This is a genomic window from Nonomuraea indica (assembly GCF_002850745.1).
GTDB lineage: Bacteria > Actinomycetota > Actinomycetes > Streptosporangiales > Streptosporangiaceae > Nonomuraea > Nonomuraea indica.
Window position 1 is genome coordinate 817,698 of the sequence record NZ_KZ559466.1, and the last position, 25,049, is coordinate 842,746.

Below are 25,049 nucleotides of genomic sequence, written 5' to 3' on the forward strand. Positions count from 1 at the left end.
CAGGCATCCTACGGAGCCCGCTCCCCCGCGGCGCGTCCATGGTGGGCGTCCTCGGACGCGGCGAACACGTGACCCGTGTCGCCGTCCACGGTCACCACCCGGCCGTCCGTCAGGATCGAGGTGCCGCCGCCGGTGCCCATGACGGCGGGGATGCCGTACTCCCTGGCCACGATGGCGGCGTGCGAGGCGCTGCCGCCCGTGTCCACCACCACGGCGGCGGCCCGCTGGAACAGCGGCGTCCACGAGGGGTTGGTGTAGGGGCAGACGAGCACGTCGCCCCGCGAGAGATCGGCGAACCGGGCCGGGTCGCGGATGACCTTCACCGGGCCGGTGGCCCGCCCGCCGCTCGCGGGAGTCCCGGAGACCACCGCCCCCTCGGCCGGCCGCGGCGGGAACAGGGCCGCCGGGTCGATGAGCCGCACGCCCGTGAGCTGCTCCCGCTCGGCCGCCCGGGCCAGCGCGACCGCCCGCAACCGGCCGAGCCGCTCCCGGCCGGCCGTGGCCAGGTCGCCGATCGCCTCCAGCTCCTCCAGCCGGAGGTGGAAGACGTCCTCGGGTTCGTCGAGCACGGCCGCGTCACGCAGCCTGCGCCCGAGCTCCAGCAGCGACCTGCGCAGGACGGGCAGCGGCATGGTGAAGAAGAAGTGGCTGTCCTCCCGGAAGGCGACCCCGGCGCGGGCCGCCTCGACCCTGCGGGTCATCCTGGCCCGCCGGGCGCGCGAACGGCGCAGCCGGGGGTGCGCGAGCAGCCGGTCGAGCGCGCCGGCGGCGCCGGGATCCGCCTCGGCGTGGTGACCGGCCGCCAGCATCCTGATCGTGCCGAGCACCGCTTCCGGGGCGTCGGCCCAGGTGGGCGGGGTGACCAGGAGCGGGCTCACGGTCTCGCGGTGACCGTACTCGGCGAGGAACGCGCGCAGCCGCGCGGCGAAGGCGGCAGGCAGCGCATCGACGCCGGGAGCACCGGGCGGCGGAGCGGTGTCGAGGACGCCGGTCCGCCGCGCCTCCTGCGCCAGCTCCTCCAGCGCCCTGTTCGCGTCGCCGGTGCGGGTGCGCGCGCCGGCGATCAGCTCGCCGAACATCGGCGCGGCGCCGAGCAGGCCGAGCGCCAGCCGCAGCCGCAGCAGCGCGACACCGGCGCCGGGCAGGTAGTCGGCACGCAGCCCGGCCACGGGCCGCACCACGTCGAGCGCCCGCCTGGGCATGCGGACCAGCTCGGGCCACGACATGGCGCGCAGGTCGCGCCCGGCCAGCTCCCGCGTGCCCGCCGTGACCTGCCGGAAGCGGGGATCGTCCGTCCACCGGGCCGGGTCGTACCTCCTGACCCGGGTGGCGATCCGGTACGGCGCGGCGAGCAGCCCGGCCGTGGGACGCGGGCGCGGCGGCACCAGCGCGTGGACGACGCCGTCCTCCTCCACCAGGAAGCCCTCGAAGGCGTCGCGGATGCCGAAGGTCGCCATCACCTGGGCCATCAGCCCGGCCGGGCCGTACGGCAGCCAGGTGGAGGCGTCGATCGGGTACGGCCGCACGGGCACGTACTCGCTCAGGACGGCGCCGAGACGGCGCCGCAGCGGCCCCAGCCGGCCGAGCGGCGGTGGCGGCAGGGCGGTCATGGGGCGGGCCTGCAGCAGCCACACCCGGCCGCCCGCGTACGCCCACTCGATGTCCTGAGGACGGCCGAAGTGGGCGGCGACCTCCGCGCCCAGCCGGGCCAGCTCACGCAGCGCCGCGTCCGGCAGGACCGTCCCGCCGTCCCGCGCCGTCGAGCCGGCCCCCGCAGTGGCCGGCCCGCTCTCGTGGACGACGCCGCCGCCCGCGGCGGAGCGGACGACCACCTCGCGGCGGCCCGTGGTGCGGGAGACGACCCGGCCCGCGGCGTCGAGCACGTAGTGGTCGGGGGTGACCAGACCCGAGACGACCGCCTCGCCGAGCCCGGCGCTCGCGTCGATCACGGTCCGCGAGCGGTCGCCGCTGACCGGGTCGGCGGTGAACATCACGCCGGCCGTCTCGGCCTCCACCATGCTCTGCACCACCACCGCGATGCTGACGTCGTCGTCGGCGACGCGCAGCCTGCGCCGGTAGGCGACCGCGCGCTCGTTGCCCAGCGACGCCCAGCAGCGGCGTACGGCGTCGGCCAGCGCCTCCTCCCCCACGACGTTGAGGTAGGTGTCCTGCTGCCCGGCGAACGCGGCGCCGGGCAGGTCCTCGGCGGTGGCGCTGGAGCGCACGGCGACCGGGCCGCCGCCGAGCTCGGCGTAGGCGGCGGCGACGGCGGCGCGCAGCTCCTCCGGCAGCGACGCCCGCGCCAGGCCGTCGCGGCCGCCGTGCTCGGCGACGGCCAGTTCGAAGGCGGCGGTGGTGACGACGAAGCCGCCGGGGACGGGGAAGCCGTTGCGGACGAGCTCGCCCAGGTTGGCGGCCTTGCCGCCGGCCTCGGCGAGATCGTCCCGGCCGAATGCGCGCAGCGGGGCGACGAGTGTCATGCGTTCTCCTCGACGTGGGAGGTGGTGCGGAGGGGGCGCGCCGGCAGGGCCAGCGCGAGGACGAAGGCCACGGCCATCAGCGGCGCCATGGCACCGAGGACGGGCGGGACGGCCTCGGCGAAGGCGGCCCGCGCCGCGTCGGACAGCTCCGGGGACGCGGATGGCGGGACGTCGCCCGCCATCCGCCAGGTGATCAGCGCGCCGGCGAGCGCCACTCCGGCGGAGGCGCCGACCTGCCGCAGGAACGTCACCGCCGACGTCGCGGCGCCCAGGTCGGCCCGGCCGACGGCGTTCTGCGCGACCGTGACCATGACCTGCATGACCAGCCCCACCCCGAGGCCGGTCAGCAGCAGCACGCCCGCGACAGCCGCCGGCCCGGCGCCGCCGGTCAGGCCCAGCAGCGCCAGACCGGCCGTGGCGAGCGCGGTGCCCGCGACCGGATAGGCCTTGTAGCGCCCGGTGCGGGTGATCAGCCGGCCGGAGACGACCGTGGTGACCAGCACGCCCGCCATGAGCGCGGTCACCGGCAGTCCCGCCTGCGTCGCGGACGAGCGCAGCGCGAGCTGCAGGTAGGCGGGCAGGTACGTGAGGGTGCCGAACAGGGCGAACCCGATGAGCAGGCTGATCGCCACCGGCACGGCGAAGGCCCGGTCGCGGAAGAGCCGCAGCGGCAGGATCGGGTCGGCCGCGCGGCGCGCGCTCACCAGCCAGGCCGCCGCGCCGGCGGCCGCCACGAGGAGGAAGACCGGCTCCCGCGTCTGCCCCAGCAGCACGACCCCCACCACGGCCGCGCCCAGCGCGAACGCTCCGGCGTAGTCGATCGGCGCACCGCCGTGCTCCCGGCTCGGCGCGGGCAGGCGCAGGGTGACCGTCAGCAGCGCCAACGCCACCAGCCCGAGCGGCGGGTAGCCGGCGAAGATCCACCGCCAGTCGAGCCGGTCGACGGCGAGCCCGCCCAGCAGCGGGCCTCCGACGGCGGCGACGACGTACGCGGCGCCGATGAGGCCCAGGTAGCGGCCCCGCTCCCGGGGGCTCACCAGTTCACCGATGATCGCCTGGGCCCCGATCACCAGCCCGCCTCCACCGACGCCCTGCACGGCGCGGAACACCACGAACTGTGTCATGGTCCCGGCCAGCGCGCAGAGCACGGCACCGGCCACGAAGATCAGGATCGCCGCCTGCATCATCGGCTTGCGGCCGTACCGGTCACCGAGCTTGCCGTACACCGGCATCACGACGGTGGCCGCCACCAGGTAGGCGGTGACGACGGCGGGCATCTGGTCGAGCCCGCCCAGATCACCGGCCACGGCGGGCAGCGCGGGCGCCATCACCGTCTGGTCGAGCGCCCCCAGGAGCATCGCCAGCAGCAACCCCGGCAGGACCGCCTTCATCCTCGCCTCCTGTAAAGAACGGCTCGTTCTCTAATGAGAGTACGCGCCACCTTTAGGAAACGCAATGTTCACTACTTGGCCACGCCGTGGTGGAGCGCATCCGGTGGGACCAGTGCCGACGCCCGACGATCGGCCACGCGTTCACCCCTGCCCGCGGAAACGACTCGACCGCGCCGTCGCGGGGTCGCGAGGCGCGGTCGGGTGGTGGCGTGCGGGTCTGGTGGGCGCGTGCCGGGCGGCCGGAGCCCGGCAGATCGTGCCGGGTGGCCGGAACCTCAGGTCATGCCGGGTGGCCGGAACCTCAGGTCATGCCGGGTGGCCGGAGCCTCAGGTCATGCCGGGTGGCCGGAGCCTCAGGTCATGCCGGGTGGCCGGAGCCCGGCAGGTCGTGCCGGGGCGGCGAGCGGCCGGGCGGTCAGCGGCCGGGCGGTCAGCGGGAGGCGCGGTTGACCGCTGAGATGACGGCCTTGAGCGAGGCCGTCGTGGTGTTGGCGTCGACGCCGACACCCCACAGGACCCGCCCGTCGATCTCGCACTCCAGGTAGGAGGCGGCGCGGGCGTCGGTGCCCGTGCTCAGGGCGTGCTCCACGTAGTCGAGCACGCGGACCTGGAACCCGAGCCGGGAGATCGCGTCGATGAACGCGGAGATCGGGCCGTTGCCGGTGCCGGCGATCTCGCGGATCTCGCCGTCGACGCGGACGTCGGCGCTGATGCGGTCCTGGTCGTCGGCCGCGGACTCGTGGCGGTGCGCCATGAGGCCCAGGCGGCCCCAGCGGTTGGCCGGGTTGGGGAGGTACTCGTCACGGAAGATCTCGAACATCTGCGCCGGGCTGATCTCGCCGCCCTCGGCGTCGGTGCGGGCCTGGACGACCTTGGAGAACTCGATCTGCAGCCGGCGCGGCAGGTCGAGCTGGTGGTCGGCCTTCATGATGTAGGCGACACCGCCCTTGCCCGACTGGCTGTTGACCCGGATGACGGCCTCGTAGCTGCGGCCGATGTCCTTGGGGTCGATGGGCAGGTAGGGCACCGCCCAGCGGAAGTCGTCCACCGGCACGCCCGCCTCGGCGGCGTCGCGCTCCATGTGCTCGAAGCCCTTCTTGATGGCGTCCTGGTGGGAGCCGGAGAAGGCGGTGTAGACCAGCTCGCCGCCCCACGGGTGGCGCGGGTGCACGGGCAGCTGGTTGCAGTATTCGGTGACGCGGCGGATCTCGTCGATGTCGCTGAGGTCGAGCTCGGGGTCGACGCCCTGGGAGAACAGGTTCATGCCCAGGGTGACCAGGCAGACGTTGCCGGTGCGCTCGCCGTTGCCGAACAGACAGCCCTCGATGCGGTCGGCTCCCGCCATGTAGCCCAGCTCGGCGGCCGCCACGGCGCTGCCCCGGTCGTTGTGCGGGTGCAGCGACAGGATGATCGAGTCGCGGTGCCGCAGGTTGCGGTGCATCCACTCGATCTGGTCGGCGTAGACGTTGGGCGTGGCCATCTCGACGGTGGCCGGCAGGTTGATGATGACCTTGCGGTCGGGGGTGGGCTGCCACACCTCGTTGACGGCGTCGCACACCTCGACGGCGTACTCCAGCTCGGTGCCGGTGAACGACTCCGGGGAGTACTGGAAGCGGATGTCCACATCGGTGGCGTCGGCGAGCTTCTTGACCAGCTTCGCGCCCTCGACGGCGATCGCCGTGACGCCCTCCCTGTCCTGGCCGAACACGACGCGCCGCTGCAGGGTGGAGGTGGAGTTGTAGAGGTGGACGATGGCCTGCTTCGCGCCCGCCAGCGACTCGAAGGTGCGCTCGATCAGCTCGGGCCGCGCCTGGGTCAGCACCTGGATGACCACGTCGCCGGGGATGCGGTCCTCTTCGATGATCTGACGGACGAAGTCGAAGTCGGTCTGGCTGGCCGCCGGGAAGCCGACCTCGATCTCCTTGAAGCCCATCCGCACCAGCAGGTCGAACATCTGCAGCTTGCGGTGGGAGTCCATCGGGTCGATCAGCGCCTGGTTGCCGTCACGCAGGTCCACGGCGCACCAGCGCGGCGCCTTGGTGATGACCTGGTCGGGCCAGGTGCGGTCGGTCAGCCGGATGGGCTCGAACGGCTGGTAACGATGGACGGGCATCGAACTGGGCTGCTGTGCGGTCATGATCTGCGACTCCTCGTCGGTCGAAGGAAAGCGGCCGACGCGCATGACTCGCCCCGCGGCGAGGGAGCCGGCCTTACAGGCCCCCGCCGCGGCGGCTAAGAAGGAGTCCGCGCAGCATGCTTGCACGTTACCAGACGTCTCGCCGTGCCCCGTTCCCGATCTCACATGATGAGAACCGACAGGCAGGTGACGCAGCCTTCCAGCTTCTCGAACTCCGAGATGTCCACCGCGACCACGTCGAGCCCGCGCTCGCGGAGCATCGCGGCGGTCGCGGGGGCGGAGGCCGCCATCAGCACGCGGTCGCCGCCGAGCGGCACGACGTGCGCCCCGGCCTCCTCGGTGGGCGCCAGCAGACCGGGCAGGTCCACCCGGGACGGGTCGCCGATGAACGTGCCGTCGGGCAGGGCTGTGACCGCGGATTTCAGGTGCAGCACCCCGTCGAGGCCGACGGGGACGACCTCCCGTTCGGGCAGCAGCGCGGCGAGCTGGGCGATGCCCTCGTCGTTGGTCCGCGACGAGCGTCCCACGTACACGGTGGCGCCCGTCTGCAGCACGTCCCCGCCGTCGAGCGTGCCCGGCTCGGCGATGCGCACCGAAGTCAGGCCGAGCTCCCGCACGACCCGTTCCACCGAGGCCACCTCGGGCCGCCGTTCCGGCGCTCCCGGCCTGGTCAGTACGGCCAGCCGGCCGCACACCACGACCGTGTCCTCGACGAACGGCGCGTCGGGCAGGTCGTCGGCCGGGTCCGCGTACACCGGCCGCCAGCCTGCCGCGTCGAGCGCGGACACGTACGCCTCGTGCTGACGCAGCGCCAGCTCGGGATCGACCGGGTCACGGCGCACGTACGTGACGAGCCCGTCGGCGATCCGGGGCCCAGGCTTCCTTACCAGCGCAATACCAGACATAGCGCGTGTTCTATCACGTGCTCAGTAGAGTCTCCGGCATGCGGGACAACGAGATACTCAGCAGGATCAGCGCCCTCGTCGCCGAGGAGCACGAGCTGCGCGGCAGGCTGTCGGCCGGCGAGGTCACCTCCGAGGAGGAGAACGAGCGGGTCAAGGAGCTGGAGGAGGCGCTCGACCAGTGCTGGGACCTGCTGCGCCAGCGGCGGGCCCGGCGCAGCGTGGGCGAGAACCCCGACGACGCCGCCGCCCGCCCCGCCTCCGAGGTGGAGGATTACGAGCAGTAGACGTGCCTCGGGTGGAGGGGTGCGAGCAGGAGGCGTCGCGGGCGGCGCGGCGCGGCGGCCGCGATCGCGCAGAATGGGAGCGTGACGGAACGGGACGCGCGTCTTCGCATCGCCGCCGAGCTGAGGATGTTCCTGCCGGTGAGCCGCCGGCAGGAATGGCAGCGGGTGAGCCCTGACGGCTCCTCGACGCTCGGGCACCACATCGAGTCGGCCGGCATCCCGCTGCCGGAGGTCGGGCCGCTGACCGTCGGCGGCCGCGGCGTGGGGCCGTCCTACCACCTCGCGCCCGGCGACGTCGTCGAGGTGGGGGCCGTGCCCCGGCCGCAGCCGTTGCCGCACGAGCCGCGGTTCCTGCTGGACGTGCACCTGGGCACGCTGTCGCGGCGGCTGCGGCTGCTCGGCATCGACGCCGCCTACCACAACGACATGGACGACCCGGAGCTGGTCGAGCAGGCCAACGCCGAGCGCCGGGTGCTGCTGACGCAGGACCGGGGGCTGCTGCGCCGCCGGGCGCTGTGGCTGGGCGCGTACGTGCGCGGCTCGCGCCCGCAGGACCAGCTCCGCGACCTGCTCGACCGGTTCGCGCCGCAGCTGCGCCCGTGGACGCGGTGCACCGCGTGCAACGGGGAGCTGGTCCCGGCCGCCAAGCGGGAGGTGGCGCCGCTGCTGGAGGCGGGCACGCGGCGCAGCTACGACGCCTACGGCCAGTGCCGCGACTGCGGCCAGGTCTACTGGCACGGGGCGCACAGCGGCCACCTGGAGGAGATCGTCAGGTCGGCCCGGGAGTGGGCCGGCGGCCTGCGAGCCTGACCGCGCCACCCCGGCCCCTGAGCGTCCTGGTGGCCTGACACCGCCGGGACGGATGGGTGCGGGTGGCCTGGCCGGGACGGATAGGTGCGGGTGGCCTGACCTGACGGATGGGTGCGGGTGGTCTGGCCGGGGCGGCGCAGCACGCCTATGGTGATCGTGTGGCCGACTCTCACACGCGCGGCCCCGCCAGGCGCGGGACACGGCGGGCCTACGCGCTGGCCGTGGCCGCCGCCGGGGCGCTGCTGGTGGTCAGCGCGATCCTGCCGTGGGCGGGCCTGGAGGCCCGCAGCGACCTGCTCGGCGCGGGTGTCTCCCATGAGGTGCGCGGGGTGGACGACGGCCGTGGCGTCCTCATCCTGGTCGCCGGGCTGGCCGCGCTGGCACTCGGGACGGCCGGGCTGCTGGCCCGCCCGTGGATCGCCGCCCTTGCCGCGCTGCCGGGCGGGCTGGCGGCCGGGCTGCTGGTGATCTTCGTGACCGACCCGGGCGGCGCCGGCGACCGGCTCTCGGTCGACCTGGGCGGTGTCCTGTCGGTGGAGCCGGTGATCCGCTACGGCTGGTTCGCCGCGCTGGCGGCCGCCGTCGCGGTGGTGCTCAGCGCGGTCCTCACGCTGGGCCGAAGCCGCTGACCACCCCCGCCGCACGCCGCCACTGACCACCCCCGCCGCTGACCACCCCGCCGCACACCGCCACTGATCACGCCGTCGCCTACCACGGCCGCCGCTCACCATCCCGCCGCCCACCACCGTCCACCACCGCCGCCGCCGCACACCGCCGCCGCGCAGCCGTCGAGCGTCGCCCGTAGCGGCGTGGACGGGGCGCGGTCAGTCGTAGAAGCCGAGGCGGCGCAGCTGCTTGGGGTCGCGCTGCCAGTCCTTGGCGACACTGATCCGCAGGTCGAGGTAGACCCGGGTGCCGAGCAGGGCCTCGATCTGCTTGCGCGCCCTGGTGCCGACGTCGCGCAGCCGCTCGCCCTTGTGCCCGATCACGATGGCCTTCTGCGAGGGACGTTCGACGAACATGTGCGCGTAGATGTCGAGCAGGTCGTCGCGTCCCTCGCGCGGCAGCATCTCGTCCACCACGACGGCGATCGAGTGCGGCAGCTCGTCGCGGACCCCCTCCAGGGCCGCCTCCCTGATCAGCTCGCCCACCAGCACCTGCTCGGGCTCGTCGGTGAGCTGACCACCCTCGTACAGCGGCGGCGACTCGGGCAGGTGCTCGATCAGCACGCCGGCCAGCACGTCGAGCTGGTCGCCGGCCTCCGCCGACACCGGCACGATCGCGGCGAACTCGGCGATCTGCGAGACGGCCAGCAGCTGCGCCGCGATCTGCTCCTTGCTCGCCAGGTCGCACTTGGTGACGACCGCGACGACGGGTGTCTTCTTCACCGCGGCGAGCTTGTCGGCGATGAAGCGGTCGCCCTTGCCGATCGGCTCGTTGGCGGGCACGCAGAAGCCGATCACGTCCACCTCGGTCAGCGTGGACAGCACGAGGCTGTCGAGCCGCTCCCCGAGCAGCGTGCGGGGCCGGTGCAGGCCCGGCGTGTCGACGATGACGATCTGGGCGTCCGGCCGGTGCACGATGCCCCTGATGACGCGCCGGGTGGTCTGCGGCTTGGAGGAGGTGATCGCCACCTTCGTGCCGACCAGGGCGTTCATCAGGGTCGACTTGCCGACGTTCGGCCTCCCGACGAAGCAGGCGAATCCGGCGCGATGGGTGTCTGGCGAAGTCACCTGTGCATTGTCGCTCATCACGGCCGCCGCCCGCGCCACCAGGTGAACACCTCGGGCAGCACCCGGGGCGACCACGGCGTCATCCGCAGCTCGGGCAGCTCCGCCTCGGTCACCCAGCGGACGTCGGTGATCTCGTCGCCATCGGGGACGGGCGACCCCGAGGCGGGCACGCACCCGTACACCGCGATCATGTAGATGCACTCGTGGCCGTTGGTGTAGACGGCGTGGAACTCCGGCCCGCTGTAGACGCCGATCAGGCCGCGTACGGCGACGTCGACGCCGATCTCCTCGCGCAGCTCCCTGACCACCGCCTCCTCGGGCCGTTCGCCCGGGTCGAGGGCGCCGCCGGGCGCCGCCCACACTCCCCCGTCGCTGTGCCGGGCCACCAGCAGCCGCCCGTCCGCGTCGAACACGCACCCGCACACCGACGGCAGCATGAGCAGGTCGGAGCCCACCTTGGCGCGCAGCCCGGCGAGATAGGAGGACATCGGCACGGGTCAGCTCCGGAGCGTGCCGTCGGGGCCGGCCACGAGCAGCGCCCCGGCGCCCAGCTCGCGGGTCACCTCCTCGTCGGCCGCGCTCGGGTCGCCCTCGCTGACCAGCGCGGCGGCCTCCAGGGAGCGCGCGCCGCTGGAGACGGCCGTCGCCACGGCGACCTGCACGGCTGACAGCGTCAGCGAGGTGAGCGTGACGTCGGTGGCGGAGTAGGTGCGTCCGGTCTCGTCGCGTACGGCGGCGCCCTCGGCGGAGCCGTTGCGGGCCCGTGCGGCCCGGGCCAGGGTGATGAGCTTGCTGTCTTCAGGATCGAGAGTCACGGGCACTAGGTTAGGCGCTGGCCATCCGCAGCACCGCGCCGAGGAGCTGCCCGGTGCGTTCGGCGTCGACTCCGGCCAGGCCGCTGTGCACGAGCGACACCAGGGTGTCGCCGGAGCGGACCAGCACCACGTCCATCGCGTACGGATAGCCCTTCAGCCGGCCGCGCAGCTCGGCGCCGACCACTTCGTCGGCCACCTCGTCGCCCACCGCGCGCAGCGGGGCGGGCAGCGGCCGGGCCCTGAGCCGGGTGCCGCCCGGCGAGCGCATCGACCGGCAGCCGGCCATGGCCTCGGCGAGGTCGCCGAGGTGGCCTTCGGCCTCCGAGCCGGCGTAGCGGGCCAGTCCCACCGCCACCTGCTCCCCCAGCTCGTCGCCCCGGTAGCTGACCGCCGCCTGCGCGGTCAGCGCCCGCTCGGGCGCCCGTCCGGCGGCGGGTTCCAGCACGGTCAGGCAGTCGATGTTCCGTGGCGTGAACGGCGCCCGCCAGGGCCGTTCCGCCCGGGGTGAGAAGCCGTCGGGCAGCCGTGGCCGGTCGTTCAGGACCTCCTGCAGCCGGGCAGTCGCGCGGGCGTCGGGGCGGGCCTGGTCGTGGGCTCCGCCGCCGCAGCCCGCCAGGCTCGCGGCCAGAAGGCCGCCGGTGGCGACCGAGCCGAGCATCCGCAGTCCGCGTTTCATGATTTTCCCCCCGAACGCGGATCTCCCCGGGCACCGAGGTGGACAATCCACCAGAGTTGCCAATAAAGGATCAAACACTAAAAGGGTGTTCTCGCCCGGCTTACCGGACGAGAACACCCTTTTACGCCAAGCAACGCCGCGATCGGCTAGCAGACCGTGACGTTGCCGCCCCCCGGAAGCGCCCCTCCGCCGCGAACCCCATCCGGCGGATCGGGCGCCTCCCGTTGCGGCGCCCTCCGCACTGGGCGCCACGACCAAGACTGGAGGACGGCACTTGCAGACGGCTTGGAGAACACTTGCCGCCCCGCCAGGGGGCCGGTCAGTCCTGCTCCGCGGCGGCCGGCACCACGTCGGGCGGCGCGGGCTCGACCCGGCGGACCACCACCGTGCTGATGCGGTTGCGCCGCCCGGCCAGGCTCTCGGCGGTGAGCCGGAGACCGGCGACCTCGGCCTGCGAGCCGGCGATCGGCACCCGGCCGAGGGCGTGGGCCAGCAGGCCGCCGACCGTCTCGACGTCGTCGACCTCGATCTCGGTGTCGAACAGCTCGCCCAGCTCGTCGACCGGCATCCGGGCGGTCACCCGCAGCCCGCCGTCGGGCATGGGCTCGACCCGCGGGGCCTCCTGGTCGTACTCGTCGGTGATCTCGCCGACGATCTCCTCCAGCACGTCCTCGATGGTGACCAGCCCGGCGGTGCCGCCGTACTCGTCGATGACGATGGCCAGATGGATCTGCCGCGCCTGCATCTCGCGCAGCAACTGGTCGATGGGCTTGCTCTCGGGCACGTACGTGGCCGTGCGCATGATGGAGTCGACGCGTTCGCCGCCGCCGTCCTGCCCCGCCTCGTGCACCCGGCGGATGATGTCCTTCAGGTAGGCGATGCCGATGACGTCGTCCTCGTTCTCGCCGACGACGGGGATGCGCGAGAAGCCGCTGCGCAGCGCCAGCGACAGCGCCTGGCTGAGCGTCTTGGTGCGCTCGATGAAGACCATGTCGGTGCGCGGCACCATGACCTCGCGCACGAGCGTGTCACCCAGCTCGAACACCGAGTGGATCATCTCGCGCTCGTCCGGCTCGATCACCCGGCGCTCCTCGGCCAGGTCGACCAGGTCGCGCAGCTCGGCCTCGGAGGTGAACGGGCCCTCGCGGAAGCCCTTTCCGGGGGTCAGCGCGTTGCCGAGCAGGATCAGCAGCTTGGGCAGCGGGCCGAAGATGCGGGTCAGGCCGTAGACGACGGGCGCGCCGGCCAGCGCGATGGGCTCGGCGTGCTGGCGGCCGAGCGTCCGCGGCGAGACGCCGACGATCACGTAGCTGACGAGGATCATGATGACGGCCGCCGTCACGTACGCCCAGCCCTGGTCGCCCAGGTGGTCGATGGACAGCAGCGTCACGATGACCGTCGCCACCAGCTCGCAGCTCAGCCGGAGCAGCAGCAGGAGGTTGAGGTAGCGCGGCGGGTCGGTGACGATGGCCTGCAGACGCGGCGCTCCGCGCCGGCCCTCGCGGACGAACTCCTCCGCGCGCACCCGGGAGATCCGCGTCAGTGCCGTCTCCGCACTGGCGATCAGGCCACCGATCACCACGAGGGTGATGGCCAGGGGCAACCAGGCGTCCACCGCTAGCCGCGCACCTCCTGCCACGACTCCAGGAGCCGGGCCTGCAGGCCGAACATCTCCTTGTGCTCCTCGGGCTCGGCGTGGTCGTAGCCGAGGAGGTGGAGGATGCCGTGCGTGCACAGCAGCTCCAGCTCGTCGCGCGTGCTGTGGCCCGCCTCGGCCGCCTGCCGGGCGGCCACCTGCGGGCAGAGCACCACGTCGCCGAGGAGCGCCGGGTCGGCGGGGGCGTCGCCGTCGCCGCGGGCGCCGCCGCCGGGCCGCAACTCGTCCATGGGGAAGGCGAGCACGTCGGTGGGGCCCGGCTCCCCCATCCACTTCTCGTGCAGCTCCGCCATGGCGTTCTCGTCGATGATCATGATCGACATCTCGGCGAGCGGGTTGACGCCCATCTCGCCGAGGACGTGACCGGCCAGGCGGACGATGCTCTCCTCGTCGACCTGGACGCCCGACTCGTTGTTGATCTCGATGCTCATCGGCGTCTGCTCCGCTGCTGGATCGGCTTGGCCGCGCCGGCGGCGGCCGGAGCCTGCTGGGCGTCGTAGCGCCCGTAGGCGTCGACGATCTCGCTGACGAGCTTGTGGCGGACCACGTCGGAGCTGGTCAGCCGGGAGAAGTGGATGTCGGGGATGCCGTCGAGGATCTCCTGCACGACGCGCAGGCCGCTGGTCGTGCCCGAGGGCAGGTCGACCTGCGTGACGTCACCCGTCACCACGATCTTGGAGTTGAAGCCGAGCCGCGTCAGGAACATCTTCATCTGCTCGGCCGAGGAGTTCTGGGCCTCGTCGAGGATGATGAAGGCGTCGTTCAGCGTGTTGTGCGTCAGGAGGAAGTCCTCGGTGACGTAGAGAGAGTCCTCAGCCGCCACCTGGATGCACACGCACTCGGCAGTGCCTCGCGGCTCGATGCGATCCACGAACCGCATGGGGCGGCCACCGCCGAACCCTCTGTAGATCTCCGCCTTCCGCGACAACCGGAAGGGCTCGACGCCCTCAGGAAGCCGGATGTCGAGGACGTACGCGTCGTGACGGTGGCGGACCGGCCGTCCGCTCGCCATTCCCGGCTTGCGTCCCTTGGCCGGGCGGGTGCGCCAGTAGACCACGCCACCGAGGGACTGCACCAGGAAGACCACGTCGTCACGGAGCCGTGGCGACACGGTGGTGTACTGGATCCTGCACGAGCGCCCCTGCTGGGCGACGGGACCCCCGTCAGCGTCGAGCAGACCCTGAAGAACGGCGAGCCTGACCTCCGGCGTGTTCCGGAGATAGAGCTCGGGCACGAACTTCGTGGCAGAGCCACAGCCGGCCAGCCCGAGCCGCCGCATGACATCGGTGATCGGATTGGCGAGCGTCACGCGGTCTCCGGGCTGCCTCACCCGGTTGAGCACGTAGTCCGGCCCACCCTTCAGCCTTGCTCGCACGCCGGGGAGGGCGTGCTCGATGGCCTCGACCAGTTCCGGATCGTTCGACGCGAAACTCGGAGTGGTCTTCCCGGTGACGCACCCGTCGCCTATGAGCAGGCCCAGCGCGTAGGGGTCCATGGGGACGTCGCGCTCTGGGAAGCAGACCGGCGCGCTCAGCAACGGGAGCTCCCACTTGCGATAGTGGGCTGTCCTGAGGTCGCCGATCATCTCCTTGGTCTGCAGGACCCGCCACGGCTTTCCCCGACCGCCGTCGTCACGGGTGCGGACAGTCCAAAGATGGTCCTCCGAGGCGAGCACCGAGGCGCCGTCCTGGCTGTAGAGCCGATAGATCTTCTGCTCCCCCTGCGGGTACACCCCGATCACGGGCGTCGGCTCGCCGTTGGAGCCGATGACGAGGTCACCGACTTCCAACTCCCCGATGGGGCGCCACCCGTCCGGAGTGAGGACGCCGGTGCCCACCGGTTGGCTGCGGCCGCGCATGTAGGCGAGCGGCGCGACCTCGATCGTGCCCGCCGCCATCAGCTTGGGGATGGAGTCGGGGTCGACCATGTCGTGCAGCGCGTCGTACAGCGGGCGCAGGTAGGGGTCGATCTTCTCGTAGAGCGTGCCGGGCAGGAAGCCCAGCCGCTCGCCGGCCTCGACGGCGGGCCGGGTGAGGATGATCCGGTTGACCCGCTTCTCCTGCAGCGCGCGCACGGCCTTGGCCATCGCCAGATAGGTCTTGCCGGTGCCGGCCGGGCCGATGCCGAACACGATCGTGTGCTGGTCGATCGCGTCGACGTAGCGCTTCTGGTTGACCGTCTTCGGCCTGATCGTGCGGCCACGGGAGGAGAGGATGTCGAGGGAGAGCACCTCGGCGGGGCGGTCGGAGGTCATGCGCAGCATGGCGATGCTGCGCTCGACCGCGTCGGGCGTGAGCTCGCCGCCGTTGTTGAGCACTTCCACCAGCTCCTCGAAGAGCCGCACCACGGTGCCGCTCTCGTCGGGGCTGCCGGTGACGGTGATCTCGTTGCCTCGCACGTGGATGTCGGCCTTGAAGGCACCCTCGATGACGCGCAGCAGCTCGTCGCGGGAGCCCAGGAGGCTGACCATCGAGTATTCGTCCGGAATCAGCACCTTGGCTTGTGTGCGCGTCGGAGGTGCGGACCGTCGTGATTCGTGTAGTTCGGACATGGGCAGGCCAGCGGCCTGATGCCTCCCGGTCTCTTCTGGATGTGCTTCTCCGCCCATGGTAGCCGGGCATGGGCCGGCGCTTCTCGCCAATATCGGTCAGGCCGCCACCTCGGCCGGCGGCGGCCTCCGGGAGGACCGGTCAGCCGGGCGGCCAGGTCAGACCGCGCCCGCCCAGGACGTGGGCGTGCACGTGGAAGACGGTCTGCCCCGCGCCGGGCCCGGTGTTGAAGACGACCCGGTAGCCGGCCTCGGCCACGCCCTCCTGGACGGCGACCGCGTGGGCGGCCTTCAGCACGTCGTCGGCGAGCCCGTCGTCGGCCTCGGCGAGCGCGGCCGCGTCGGCATGGTGCTGCTTCGGGATGACGAGCACGTGGGTGGGGGCCTGCGGGTTGATGTCGCGGAACGCCAGCGCCCTGTCGGTCTCGAGGACGACCTCGGCCGGGATCTCCTTGGCGACGATCTTGCAGAAGAGGCAGTCGGTCACACGGGCAGCCTATCGAGGGGCGCCGCCGATGATACGCTCCGACTTCCCCCACCCTGTTGCGAATCGGTGACCGGCCGCGTCGTGCACGGAAAGATCCTCGCGGTTAGGGTGGTGAGCGACACTGCAGCACGTCGACATCATTCAGGGCCGGGTAGGCCACCTGGCGAGGACACGACTGGGTAATGCCCCCTAAGGAACCGCAAGAGCGTAAACCCTCCGGGAAGGCCGCGCGTCCTCATGAGGTGACCACCGAAACCCTGCTGGCCGACAGGTCGTTAGGGGCGGTGCCGGTCGGGTGGGACGCCGACATGGCCGTGACCGCGCTCTACAGCGCGCACTTCCGGTCCTTGGTGCGTCTCGCTGTGTTGCTGGTACGTGACATAGCCACCGCCGAGGAGGTCGTGCAGGACGCGTTCGTCGCCATCCACGGTGCCTGGCGTAGACTGCGCGACCCCGACAAGGCACTCGCCTACCTGCGCCAATCCGTCGTCAACCGGTCCCGTTCGGTGCTGCGGCACCGGGCGGTCGTCGAGAAGTATGCTCCCAAGGGTCTGCCCGACGCCCCGAGCGCCGAGAACGGCGCGATCGGGGAGCTGGAACGCTCCGCCGTGATCGAGGCGCTGCGGGCCCTGCCGACACGTCAGAGAGAGGCACTCGTCCTTCGTTACTACGGTGATCTGTCCGAGGCTGAGATCGCCCACGCCATGGGCATCAGCAAGGGCGCGGTCAAGAGCCACACCGCACGTGGCATGGCCGCCTTGCGATCCGTCCTGGAGAAGATGTCATGACCCAGCCCCCCGACGAGTACGGCGACGTACTGCGCCGTGTGCTGCGCGCGGAGGCGGACACGGTCGTGCCCTCGCCGGAAGGACTGGAGATCATCCGCGCCCGCATCGAGCGGCGCGGCGCGCGCAACCTGTTCTGGTGGCGGGCGGGCGCGGCCGCCGCCAGCGCCGTGCTGGTGGCGGGCACGGTCGTGATGGTCGTCCCCGAACTGCGCCACACGGTCCTGCGGGAGACCGTGCAGGACATCAAGAGCACCTCCACTCCCCCGGCCGCCGACTCGACCAACCGGGCCGTCTCGCCCGAGCCGCCCGTCCGCAGTCAGCCGACCGAGGTGGTGATCCTGCCCGACCCGTCGACCCGGCCGCCGAGGCAGCAGCCGTCGGAGACGGCGAAGTCGACCAGCAAGCCGACGCCCGAGCAGAGCCCCACCCCGTGCCCGACGGCCGCCAAGGACGACAGGACACCGCGCGACGGGTGCCCCACGGCCACTCCGACCCCCTCGCCGACCCCGACCGCGACTCCGACGTCCTCCCCGCCGGACCCGGTGACGGCGACGTGCCCGGCCCACGAGTGCCCGCCACCCGATCCCGAGCCCACTCCGAGCGGGGGCTCGACGCCGCTGGTCGACGGCACCCCGTACGCGACCCCGTGAGCCCGCGCCGCCCGTGACGGCCACGCGCGTGGGCGCCCCGGCCTGTCGCGCCCATCGCGCTCACCCCGGCCACCGCGACGTCCGCTCAGCTCGCGACTCCTCGGCGGTCCGGCCTCACCAGCGGCCGGTACGCGACAGCAGGACGGCCGCCGCCGCCACCCCCGCCGTGGACGTGCGCAGCACCGTGGACCCCAGCAGCACCGGCACCGCCTTCGCCGCCCGGAACCGGCTCAGCTCCTCGTCGGAGACCCCGCCCTCGGGGCCCACCACGACGACGATGTCGCCGCCCGCCGGCAGACCCACTCCGGACAGCGGCTCGGCCGCCTCCTCGTGCAGCACCAGCCCCAGCGCCGCACCGGCGAGCAGCGACTCGACCCGCGCCGTGGACGCCGGCTCCGTCACCTCCGGCAGGTGGAACCTGCGGGCCTGCTTGCCCGCCTCGCGCGCCGTGGAGCGCCACCGGCCGAGCGCCTTGCCCGCCCGTTCGCCCTTCCACTGGGTGATGCTGCGCGAGGCCGCCCAGGGAACGATCACGTCGACGCCGGCCTCGGTCATCATCTCGACCGCCAGCTCGCCCCGGTCGCCCTTCGGCAGCCCCTGGACGACCACGATCCGCGGCTGTGGCGCCGCCACCGCGTAGCGGCCCGTCACCTCCAGCCGGAGCGCGTCCTTGAGCGCCTCGACCACCACGCACTCGGCGACCGCGCCGGCCCCGTCGGTCAGGTCGACCCGCTCGCCGGCGCGCAGCCGGCGCACGGCCGCCGCGTGCCGCCCCTCGGCGCCGCCGAGCACCAGCTCGGGCCCGTCGAGAACGTCGGACAGGAAGACGGGGACGGTCACGGCAGCAGGCTCATCTGCCGTTGAACGCGTCGCGCAGCCGCGAGAAGAACCCCTGCTGGCCCGGCGCGAACTTGCCCGGCGGCCGCTCCTCGCCCCGCTGCCTGGCCAGCTCGCGCAGCAGCTCCTCCTGCGCCGGGTCGAGCCGCATCGGGGTCTCCACGTTGACGTGGATGAGCAGGTCGCCGCGGCCCGTCTCGTTGAGCCGCTGGACGCCCCTGCCGTACATGGTGATGACCTGCCCCGACTGGGTGCCCGGCCGGACGTCGATCTCCTCCGCGCCGTCGAGGGTCTCCACGGTCAGCACGGTGCCGAGCGCGGCGGCCGTCATCGGGATCTGCACCGTGCAGTGCAGGTCGTCGCCGCGCCGCTCGAAGATCTCGTGGGGGCGTTCGACGATCTCCAGGAACAGGTCTCCGGGCGGGCCGCCGCCGGGGCCGATCTCGCCCTCGCCCGCGAGCTGGATGTGGGTGCCGTCCTCGACGCCCGCGGGGATGCGGACCTTGATGGTCCGGCGGGTGCGCACCCGGCCGTCGCCGGAGCACTCCTGGCACGGGTGGCGGATGATCGAGCCGAAGCCGCCGCACTGCGGGCACGGCCGCGAGGTCATGACCTGACCCAGGAACGACCGTGTCACCTGGGAGATCTCACCGCGCCCGTTGCACATGTCGCAGGTGTCGGGGTGGGTGCCGGGCGCGGCTCCGGCGCCCTGGCACACCTCGCACAGCACCGCCGTGTCGACGACCAGCTCGCGGGTGGTGCCGAACGCGGTCTCCCGCAGGTCGAGCTCGACCCGGATCGTGGCGTTGCGCCCCCGGCGGGCCCGCGAGCGCGGCCCGCGCGCGCCGCCCGCCGTGCCGAAGAAGGCGTCCATGATGTCGCTGAACGGGAACCCGGCGCCGAAACCGCCGGCGCCCGCGCCCGCGCCCGCACCGCCGCCGAACGGGTCCGCGCCCAGGTCGTACATCTGGCGCTTGTTGGGATCGGACAGGACCTCGTAGGCCTGCGTGATCTCCTTGAACCGCTCCTGGGTCTCAGGGTCGGGGTTCACATCGGGGTGCAGCTCCCGGGCCAGTCTCCGGTACGCCTTCTTGATCTCGTCCTGACTGGCGTCACGGCGCACCCCGAGGGTGGCGTAGTAGTCGCTGTTTGCCACTTATCGACCTCTTATGATGCAGCCAGGATCTGGCTGACGTAGCGTGCCACCGCGCGCACGGCGCCCATCGTCACGGGGTAGTCCATCCTCGTGGGACCCAGCACGCCGAGCCGGGCCAGTTGGTTGTCGCCAGAACCGTATCCGGTGGCGACGACGGACGTGCCGCGAAGGTAGGGGTTTTCGGAGCCGATGCGCACGGTGAGCGCGGACGGGGTGTCTGAGGATGTCTCGCCGAGCAGCCGCATGAGGACGACGTGCTCCTCCAGCGCCTCGAGCACGTCACGCAGGCCCGTGGCGAAGTCGGCGCCGGCCAGGTTGGCGGCCCCGGCGAAGACGATCTTCTCGTCGTGCCGTTCGACGAGTGTCTCCAGCAGGACCGACAGGATCGTCGCCACCGCGGGCCGGTCCTCGGCCGGGAGCCGCTCGGGCAGGTCGGCGATCAGCTCGGGCACGGTGCTGAGACCGCACCCGTCGAGGCACGAGTTGAGCACGGCGCGCAGGTGGGCGATGCGGTGGTCCTCCACCACCTCGGGAAGCTCGATCACCCGCTGCTCGACCCGGCCGGTGTTGGTGATCAGGACGAGCATGACGCGCCGCTCGCTGAGCGGCACCAGCTCGACGTGCCGGACCGTCGAGCGGGTCAGCGTCGGGTACTGCACGACGGCGACCTGCCTGGTCAGCTGCGCGAGCAGCCGCACGGTGCGCATGACCACGTCGTCGAGGTCGACCGCGCCGGCGAGGAACGTCTCGATCGCCCGGCGCTCCGCCGCGGACAGCGGCTTCACCTGCGACAACCTGTCGACGAACAGGCGATAGCCCTTGTCCGTCGGCACGCGGCCGGCACTGGTGTGCGGCTGGGTGATGTAGCCCTCCTCCTCCAGCGCGGCCATGTCGTTGCGCACCGTGGCCGGGGAGACCTTGAGGTTGTGGCGCTCGGCCAGCGCCTTGGAGCCCACCGGTTCGTTGGTGGACACGTAGTCTTCGACAATGGCGCGGAGCACCGCCAGTTTACGATCGTCGAGCACGTGCTCACCTCCTGCCTGTGCCTTGCGGGAACGCTCTAGCACTCTGTGTTCCCGAGTGCCAAGTGTACGGCCGTTGCCTGGAAGGTGCGATAACAGCCGACCACCGGGGTGCCTGGCGTGCCCGAACCTCCAGGCCCCAGACTGGCCGCTATGACCGACGATTCTCCGTCCCAGCCGAGCGGCCCGCAGCCCGGGCCCGGTCCGCGACCCGGTCAGGCCCCCTCGTCCTCTGGAGCCTCCTCCCCCGGGTCGGTGCCTCCCTCCGACCCGGGGCCCGGAGCCCCGCCGAGGTCGGAGCCGTCTCCCGCCTCCGGCGACGCGCCGGAGGCGGACGGCGGCTCCTCCGACACCCTCTCCCAGCCGCCCGCGGAGCCGCCCGCCGCCGGTTCGTCCGGGCCGCATCGGGATGCGCCGTCCGGTCCGTCGATCGCGTCGCCGTCCGGCCCGCAACCGGGCGCACCGTCCGAGTCGTCGTCCGGCCCGGAACCGGCCGCCTCGCACGGCCCCGTCCCGGGCGCCGGGGCACAGCCTTCTCCCGGCTTCGCACCGCCCGGCGGCCCGCCGTACGGCCAGGCGACCCCGCCCCCGTACGGACAGCAGCCGCACAGCGCCCCGCTCCACGGCCCGCCCGGCGCCTTCGGCGGCTACGCACCGCCGCCCGCCGCACCCGGCTACGGACACCAACCGCCGAGCACACCCGGTTACGCGCAACAACCCCCCAGCGCGCCCGGCTACGGGCAGCAGCCACCGAGCGCGCCGGGCTACGGACAACAGCCTCCCGGCGCACCCGGCTACGGGCAGCAGGCTCCCGGCGGCCCGGCGTACGGTTACCAGCCGCCCTACGGCCAGGCGCCGCCCCAGGGCGCGCCCCTGTACGGCCACGCGCCCGACCCCGCGTACGGGCAGGCGCCGCCGCAGGGCGGGCCCGCGTACGAACAGGCGGCCCCTGTCGGCGGTCATGCCTACGGGCAGCCGGAGTACGGCGCCGGGCAACCGGGGTACGGGGCCGGGCAGCCGGGGTACGGCGGCGCGGCCCCGCTCGGCGCCCGGCCCGACCCCAAGTTGGTCAAGCCGCCGCTGTGGTGGATCGGCGCCGGCTGGGCGGTCGCCGTGGTGTGCGTGGTCGCGGGCGTCGCCCTGTTCATGACGGGCGTGCTGGGCACGGTGGGCGAGGTCGCGCCGAGCAGGACGTTCGCGGCGGGCGAGAGCGTCACCGTCGCCCTCGACCCGGCCGACCGGCCCGCCGTCTACATCGACAGCCCCACCCGCGTGCACTACCAGTGCATGATCTCCGGCGGTCCCGGGCAGGCCAGGCTCGTCAACACGGCCACGAACCAGACCGTCACCCAGGGCTCCACCCGCTGGCAGCTCATCCTCCTGGTCAACGCGCCCGCCGCGGGCGACTACCGGCTCACCTGCGCGACGCAGGAGGCGGCCGACGCGCGCTTCGGGGTCGGCCGCGACCTCGCCGCCGCGGCCGGCGGCCTGGCGGGCGGGGTGGCGGCGTTGCTGCTCGTCCCGGGCGCGGGTCTGCTGATCGGGATCGTCGTCACCGTCGTCGTCCTCGTACGGCGCAGCGGCAGCCGCAAGCGCCTCGCGATGGGCGGGTGATTTGCTACGGTCCCCGTGTGTACGAGGGTGATGTTCTCGCGGGCAACTGGCGGCGACCCGGCAAGGGCACGATCCCGAAGGTGCCCGCCGAGCCGGACCTGGTCGTGGAGGACGCCGAGAGCGGCTTCTGCGGCGCCGTGGTGGCCTGCGACAAGGAGGCCGTCACTCTGGAGGACCGGTTCGGCAGGCGGAGGCTGTTCCCGCTGGCGCCGGCCGCGTTCCTGCTGGAGGGCAAGGTCGTGACGCTGGTACGGCCCGCGCCGGGGCCGCGCGGGCCGAGGCGGAGCGCGTCGGGTTCGATCGCCGTGGAGGGGGTGCGGGCCAAGGTCGCCCGGGAGAGCCGCATCTACGTGGAGGGCGTGCACGACGCCGCGCTGGTGGAGAAGATCTGGGGTCACGACCTGCGGGTCGAAGGCGTGGTGGTCGAGTACCTGGAGGGGGTCGACGACCTGCCGGCGATCGTGGCGGAGTTCGGCCCCGGGCCGGGACGCAGGCTGGGCGTGCTGGTCGACCACCTCGTGCCCGGTTCCAAGGAGAGCCGCATCGCCGCCCAGGTGGCCTCGCCCGACGTGCTGGTGGTGGGGCACCCGTTCGTCGACATCTGGCAGGCGGTCAAGCCCTCCTCGTTGCGCATCCCGGCCTGGCCGGACGTGCCGCGCGGGATACCGTGGAAGGAGGGTGTGATCGCGGCGCTGGGCTGGCGGCTGGAGCCGGCGGAGGCGTGGCGGCGCATCCTCGGCGCCGTCTCCACCTTCGCCGACCTGGAGCCCGAGCTTCTTGGCCGGGTCGAAGAACTGATCGACTTCGTCACGGAGGAAGCATGAGCCAGGACCCGCCCACTCCCCAGCCGGACGACGACGCCACCCGGCGCGTCGCCCGTTCCGACGTTCCCGGCCAGAGCGGGCCGCACCCTGCCCCCGAAGGCGGGCCGCATCCTGCCCTCGAAGGCGAGTCGCACCCTGCCCCCGAAGGCGGGCCGCATCCTGCCCTCGAAGGCGGGTCGCGTCCTGCCTTCGAGCACGACTCAGGCCCGGACGACGCCCGTCCCGGCTCCGGCGCCCGCCCGGCCGGGCCGCCGCCGGAGCCCGGCGCGGGGCCGCACGCCGGCTCCGGCGCTCAACCCGGTCCGGCCGCCCAGCCGGGCTACGCGTACGGGCAGCCGCACACCCCGCCCGCCGGCTACCCGCCGCCCGCGCCGGGTTACCAGCAGCCCCCTGGCCAGGGCTACCAGCCCCCGGCCCAGGGCTACCAGCAGCCGGGTGGCCAGGGTTACGGCTACGGCGTCCCGCAGCAGCGGCCGCACGTCCCCGGCGCGTACGGCCCGCGCCCGGGCAGTGACGACACGACGATGGCCATGCTGTCCCACCTGCTGGGCCTGCTCGTCTCCTGGGTCGGCCCGCTGGTCATCTACCTGATGAAGAAGGACGAGGCCCCGTATGTCCGCGACCAGGCGGCCGAGGCGCTCAACTTCCAGATCACGATGTTCGTCGGCTACGTGGTCGCCGGACTGCTGTCGATCATCATCATCGGCCTCTTCCTGCTGCCGGTCATCTGGATCGTCTCGTTGATCTTCCACATCCAGGCCGCCATCGCCGCCAACCGCGGCGAGAACTACCGTTACCCGATCTCCATCCGCCTGATCACCTGACGTCCCGTCCCACCACGAGCCCGGCAGTCACGGAGACTGTCCGCTCATCCGGCGAACTCGTGGGTCCGCGAGGCTGTCCGGTCAGCCGGCGAGCCCGTGGGGCCACGAAGCCGTCCGATCCACCGGCGAGCCCGTAGGGCGCGACTCCGTCCGGTCAGCTGACGAGGTCGCGCACCAGCGCGTCGGCCAGCAGCCGTCCCTTGAGCGTGAGCACCATCCGGCCGGCCTTGAACGGCTCGGGCTCCAGCAGCCCGCCGCCGAGCGCCGCCGCCACGGCCGTGCGCGCACGGGGGGCCACCTCACCGAGCGGATAGCCGGAGGAAAGCCGGAGCTCCAGCATCAGCCGTTCGGTCTCGCGGTCCTCGTCTGCCAGCACCTCGCGCGCGTGCACGGGCGAGGCGCCGGCGGCCAGCCGCTGGGCGTAGGCCGCGGGATGCTTGACGTTCCACCAGCGGGTGCCGCCGACGTGGCTGTGCGCGCCGGGGCCGACGGCCCACCAGTCGCCGCCGGTCCAGTAGAGCAGGTTGTGGCGGCACCGGGCGTCGTCGGAGGTGGCCCAGTTGGACACCTCGTACCAGCCGAACCCCGCCTCCGCCAGCATCGCGTCGGCGATCAGGTAGCGGTCGGCGGCCACGTCGTCGTCGGGCATCGGCAGCTCGCCGCGCCTGATCCGCGCGGCCAGCCGCGTGCCCTCCTCCACGATGAGCGAGTACGCCGAGACGTGGTCGGGCTCGGCCTCGATCGCGGCCGCCAGCGACGCCCGCCAGTCGTCGTCGGACTCGCCGGGCGTGCTGTAGATGAGGTCGAGGTTGACGTGCTCGAAGCCGGCCGCCCTCGCCTCCCGGACGGCCTGCGCGGCCCGGCCCGGGGTGTGGTGGCGGTCGAGGACCTTCAGCACGTGCTCGCGCGCGCTCTGCATGCCGAAGCTGACCCTGGTGAAACCGCCCTCGCGCAGCCGGGCGAGCGAGGCGGGGTCGACGGACTCCGGGTTGGCCTCGGTGGTCACCTCGGCGCCCGGCCGCAGCCCGAACTCCGCGTCGATGGCGGCCAGGATCCGGGCCAGGTCGCCCGGCGGCAGCAGGGTGGGGGTGCCGCCGCCGAAGAACACCGTCTCGACAGGCAGCTCGGCGTCGCCCAGGACGCGCCGCGCCAGCCGCACCTCCGCGATGGCCGTGTCGGCGTAGTCGCGGTGGGAGGCTCCGGGGCCGAGCTCGGCGGCCGTGTAGGTGTTGAAGTCGCAGTAGCCGCAGCGCGTCACGCAGAACGGCACGTGCACGTAGAAGCCGAACGGCCGCTCGCCGACGCCGCGTAGCGCGCTGTCGGGCAGCTCGCCGGAGGCGGGGGCGGCGTCGCCGTCGGGCAGGGTGGATGGCACGTCTTACAGTCTGCCCGCCGCCATTGACTGCCTGGT

The 25,049-nt window shown here is 73.0% G+C and carries 23 protein-coding genes and 3 pseudogenes; 8 read left to right on the top strand and 18 right to left on the bottom strand.

All coding sequences use genetic code 11. From position 1 onward, the window contains the following. Positions 1 to 8 precede the first annotated feature (8 nt). The 4 genes from CXR44_RS03840 to ddaH form a co-directional block, all read right to left on the bottom strand. Positions 9 to 2,480, bottom strand: a complete 2,472-nt coding sequence (locus tag CXR44_RS03840; protein ID WP_101783396.1) for a PEP/pyruvate-binding domain-containing protein — start codon at positions 2,478 to 2,480, stop codon at positions 9 to 11. Beyond that, on the bottom strand, positions 2,477 to 3,871 hold the full coding sequence (locus CXR44_RS03845) for an MFS transporter (RefSeq protein ID WP_101783397.1): 1,395 nt from the start codon (positions 3,869 to 3,871) through the stop codon (positions 2,477 to 2,479). The genes CXR44_RS03840 and CXR44_RS03845 overlap by 4 nt, the downstream gene beginning before the upstream one ends. Before the next feature lie 430 nt (positions 3,872 to 4,301). After that, positions 4,302 to 6,008 (bottom strand): 2-isopropylmalate synthase, encoded by a 1,707-nt coding sequence (gene leuA, locus CXR44_RS03850; protein ID WP_101783528.1) that lies wholly within the window; start codon positions 6,006 to 6,008, stop codon positions 4,302 to 4,304. Between the two features lie 161 nt (positions 6,009 to 6,169). Beyond that, complete coding sequence (ddaH, locus tag CXR44_RS03855) at positions 6,170 to 6,913, bottom strand: dimethylargininase (RefSeq protein WP_101783398.1); 744 nt, start codon at positions 6,911 to 6,913, stop codon at positions 6,170 to 6,172. Positions 6,914 to 6,951: 38 nt separating this feature from the next. On the opposite strand from ddaH, the gene CXR44_RS03860 reads away from it, so the two are divergent. The 3 genes from CXR44_RS03860 (at position 6,952) to CXR44_RS03870 (ending at position 8,636) form a co-directional block, all read left to right on the top strand. Beyond that, the gene (locus tag CXR44_RS03860) at positions 6,952 to 7,197 is read left to right on the top strand and encodes a DUF2630 family protein (protein WP_101783399.1); all 246 of its coding nucleotides are present in this window, start codon (positions 6,952 to 6,954) and stop codon (positions 7,195 to 7,197) included. An 81-nt stretch (positions 7,198 to 7,278) separates the two neighbouring features. Further along, a complete protein-coding gene (locus tag CXR44_RS03865) occupies positions 7,279 to 8,007 on the top strand; it encodes a Mut7-C RNAse domain-containing protein (protein WP_281260238.1) in 729 nt (242 codons plus the stop codon). Between the two features lie 158 nt (positions 8,008 to 8,165). Further along, positions 8,166 to 8,636 carry a hypothetical protein gene (locus CXR44_RS03870; RefSeq protein WP_101783400.1) on the top strand — a complete coding sequence of 157 codons (471 nt, stop codon included), beginning with the start codon at positions 8,166 to 8,168 and terminating at the stop codon, positions 8,634 to 8,636. A 195-nt stretch (positions 8,637 to 8,831) separates the two neighbouring features. Here the strand turns inward: CXR44_RS03870 and era are convergent, their stop codons facing one another. The 10 genes and pseudogenes from era to CXR44_RS03910 all read right to left on the bottom strand — a co-directional run bounded on the left by era (position 8,832) and on the right by CXR44_RS03910 (position 15,923). After that, positions 8,832 to 9,740 (bottom strand): GTPase Era, encoded by a 909-nt coding sequence (gene era, locus CXR44_RS03875; RefSeq protein WP_245898805.1) that lies wholly within the window; start codon positions 9,738 to 9,740, stop codon positions 8,832 to 8,834. Between the two features lie 17 nt (positions 9,741 to 9,757). Next, entirely contained in the window at positions 9,758 to 10,228 is a 471-nt protein-coding gene (locus CXR44_RS03880) for an NUDIX domain-containing protein (RefSeq protein WP_245898835.1), read from the bottom strand. Between the two features lie 9 nt (positions 10,229 to 10,237). Beyond that, positions 10,238 to 10,555, bottom strand: a complete 318-nt coding sequence (locus tag CXR44_RS03885) for a cytidine/deoxycytidylate deaminase family protein (protein WP_101783531.1) — start codon at positions 10,553 to 10,555, stop codon at positions 10,238 to 10,240. Positions 10,556 to 10,565: 10 nt separating this feature from the next. Further along, positions 10,566 to 11,231 carry a hypothetical protein gene (locus CXR44_RS03890; protein WP_144069847.1) on the bottom strand — a complete coding sequence of 222 codons (666 nt, stop codon included), beginning with the start codon at positions 11,229 to 11,231 and terminating at the stop codon, positions 10,566 to 10,568. Between the two features lie 319 nt (positions 11,232 to 11,550). Further along, a complete protein-coding gene (locus CXR44_RS03895; RefSeq protein ID WP_245898806.1) occupies positions 11,551 to 12,846 on the bottom strand; it encodes a hemolysin family protein in 1,296 nt (431 codons plus the stop codon). Between the two features lie 2 nt (positions 12,847 to 12,848). Then, positions 12,849 to 13,319, bottom strand: coding sequence for an rRNA maturation RNase YbeY (gene ybeY, locus CXR44_RS03900; RefSeq protein WP_101783404.1), 471 nt, complete (start codon positions 13,317 to 13,319; stop codon positions 12,849 to 12,851). Continuing rightward, positions 13,316 to 13,657 (bottom strand): annotated as a pseudogene (locus tag CXR44_RS40585) (PhoH family protein); the annotation flags it as partial. The gene ybeY and the pseudogene CXR44_RS40585, both read right to left, overlap by 4 nt. Before the next feature lie 264 nt (positions 13,658 to 13,921). Next, a pseudogene (locus tag CXR44_RS41920) lies at positions 13,922 to 14,746 on the bottom strand (LAGLIDADG family homing endonuclease); the annotation flags it as partial. Then, a pseudogene (locus CXR44_RS40595) lies at positions 14,732 to 15,358 on the bottom strand (PhoH family protein); the annotation flags it as partial. The pseudogenes CXR44_RS41920 and CXR44_RS40595, both read right to left, overlap by 15 nt. Before the next feature lie 220 nt (positions 15,359 to 15,578). After that, positions 15,579 to 15,923, bottom strand: coding sequence for a histidine triad nucleotide-binding protein (locus CXR44_RS03910; RefSeq protein ID WP_101783406.1), 345 nt, complete (start codon positions 15,921 to 15,923; stop codon positions 15,579 to 15,581). A gap of 308 nt (positions 15,924 to 16,231) precedes the next feature. Between CXR44_RS03910 and CXR44_RS03915 the strand changes: the two genes are divergently transcribed. Further along, positions 16,232 to 16,711: a SigE family RNA polymerase sigma factor gene (locus CXR44_RS03915; RefSeq protein ID WP_101783532.1), complete on the top strand. Its 480-nt coding sequence runs from the start codon at positions 16,232 to 16,234 to the stop codon at positions 16,709 to 16,711. After that, a complete protein-coding gene (locus tag CXR44_RS03920; protein WP_101783407.1) occupies positions 16,708 to 17,361 on the top strand; it encodes a hypothetical protein in 654 nt (217 codons plus the stop codon). The genes CXR44_RS03915 and CXR44_RS03920 overlap by 4 nt, the downstream gene beginning before the upstream one ends. Before the next feature lie 114 nt (positions 17,362 to 17,475). On the opposite strand, the gene CXR44_RS03925 is transcribed toward CXR44_RS03920, so the two are convergent. Genes CXR44_RS03925 through hrcA form a run of 3 tightly spaced genes read right to left on the bottom strand, consistent with a single transcriptional unit; the run spans position 17,476 to position 20,379 of the window. Next, positions 17,476 to 18,201, bottom strand: coding sequence for a 16S rRNA (uracil(1498)-N(3))-methyltransferase (locus tag CXR44_RS03925; RefSeq protein ID WP_101783408.1), 726 nt, complete (start codon positions 18,199 to 18,201; stop codon positions 17,476 to 17,478). A 10-nt stretch (positions 18,202 to 18,211) separates the two neighbouring features. Then, positions 18,212 to 19,354 carry a molecular chaperone DnaJ gene (gene dnaJ, locus CXR44_RS03930; RefSeq protein ID WP_101783409.1) on the bottom strand — a complete coding sequence of 381 codons (1,143 nt, stop codon included), beginning with the start codon at positions 19,352 to 19,354 and terminating at the stop codon, positions 18,212 to 18,214. Positions 19,355 to 19,365: 11 nt separating this feature from the next. After that, entirely contained in the window at positions 19,366 to 20,379 is a 1,014-nt protein-coding gene (gene hrcA, locus CXR44_RS03935; RefSeq protein WP_101783410.1) for a heat-inducible transcriptional repressor HrcA, read from the bottom strand. 252 nt (positions 20,380 to 20,631) lie between these two features. On the opposite strand from hrcA, the gene CXR44_RS40600 reads away from it, so the two are divergent. From CXR44_RS40600 to CXR44_RS03950, 3 genes are read left to right on the top strand one after another with little or no spacing between them, the layout of a single operon-like run. Continuing rightward, the gene (locus CXR44_RS40600) at positions 20,632 to 21,990 is read left to right on the top strand and encodes a hypothetical protein (RefSeq protein WP_245898808.1); all 1,359 of its coding nucleotides are present in this window, start codon (positions 20,632 to 20,634) and stop codon (positions 21,988 to 21,990) included. Between the two features lie 17 nt (positions 21,991 to 22,007). Beyond that, entirely contained in the window at positions 22,008 to 22,814 is an 807-nt protein-coding gene (locus CXR44_RS03945; RefSeq protein ID WP_101783411.1) for a DUF3097 domain-containing protein, read from the top strand. Then, positions 22,811 to 23,638 (top strand): DUF4870 domain-containing protein, encoded by an 828-nt coding sequence (locus CXR44_RS03950; protein WP_101783412.1) that lies wholly within the window; start codon positions 22,811 to 22,813, stop codon positions 23,636 to 23,638. Before CXR44_RS03945 ends, CXR44_RS03950 begins: the two co-directional genes overlap by 4 nt. 154 nt (positions 23,639 to 23,792) lie before the next feature. Here CXR44_RS03950 and hemW read toward each other — a convergent pair whose 3' ends face one another. Next, on the bottom strand, positions 23,793 to 25,013 hold the full coding sequence (hemW, locus tag CXR44_RS03955; RefSeq protein ID WP_101783413.1) for a radical SAM family heme chaperone HemW: 1,221 nt from the start codon (positions 25,011 to 25,013) through the stop codon (positions 23,793 to 23,795). Positions 25,014 to 25,049 lie beyond the last annotated feature (36 nt).

Excerpts from the sequence above, each read along its gene's own strand:
- ddaH (WP_101783398.1), bottom strand. The coding sequence starts at position 6,913 with ATGTCTGGTATTGCGCTGGTAAGGAAGCCTGGGCCCCGGATCGCCGAC.
- ybeY (WP_101783404.1), bottom strand. The coding sequence starts at position 13,319 with ATGAGCATCGAGATCAACAACGAGTCGGGCGTCCAGGTCGACGAGGAG.
- CXR44_RS03840 (WP_101783396.1), bottom strand. The coding sequence starts at position 2,480 with ATGACACTCGTCGCCCCGCTGCGCGCATTCGGCCGGGACGATCTCGCC.
- leuA (WP_101783528.1), bottom strand. The coding sequence starts at position 6,008 with ATGACCGCACAGCAGCCCAGTTCGATGCCCGTCCATCGTTACCAGCCG.
- CXR44_RS03890 (WP_144069847.1), bottom strand. The coding sequence starts at position 11,231 with ATGAAACGCGGACTGCGGATGCTCGGCTCGGTCGCCACCGGCGGCCTT.
- CXR44_RS03845 (WP_101783397.1), bottom strand. The coding sequence starts at position 3,871 with ATGAAGGCGGTCCTGCCGGGGTTGCTGCTGGCGATGCTCCTGGGGGCG.
- CXR44_RS03860 (WP_101783399.1), top strand. The coding sequence starts at position 6,952 with ATGCGGGACAACGAGATACTCAGCAGGATCAGCGCCCTCGTCGCCGAG.
- CXR44_RS03880 (WP_245898835.1), bottom strand. The coding sequence starts at position 10,228 with ATGTCCTCCTATCTCGCCGGGCTGCGCGCCAAGGTGGGCTCCGACCTG.
- CXR44_RS03920 (WP_101783407.1), top strand. The coding sequence starts at position 16,708 with ATGACCCAGCCCCCCGACGAGTACGGCGACGTACTGCGCCGTGTGCTG.
- CXR44_RS03950 (WP_101783412.1), top strand. The coding sequence starts at position 22,811 with ATGAGCCAGGACCCGCCCACTCCCCAGCCGGACGACGACGCCACCCGG.
- CXR44_RS03915 (WP_101783532.1), top strand. The coding sequence starts at position 16,232 with ATGGCCGTGACCGCGCTCTACAGCGCGCACTTCCGGTCCTTGGTGCGT.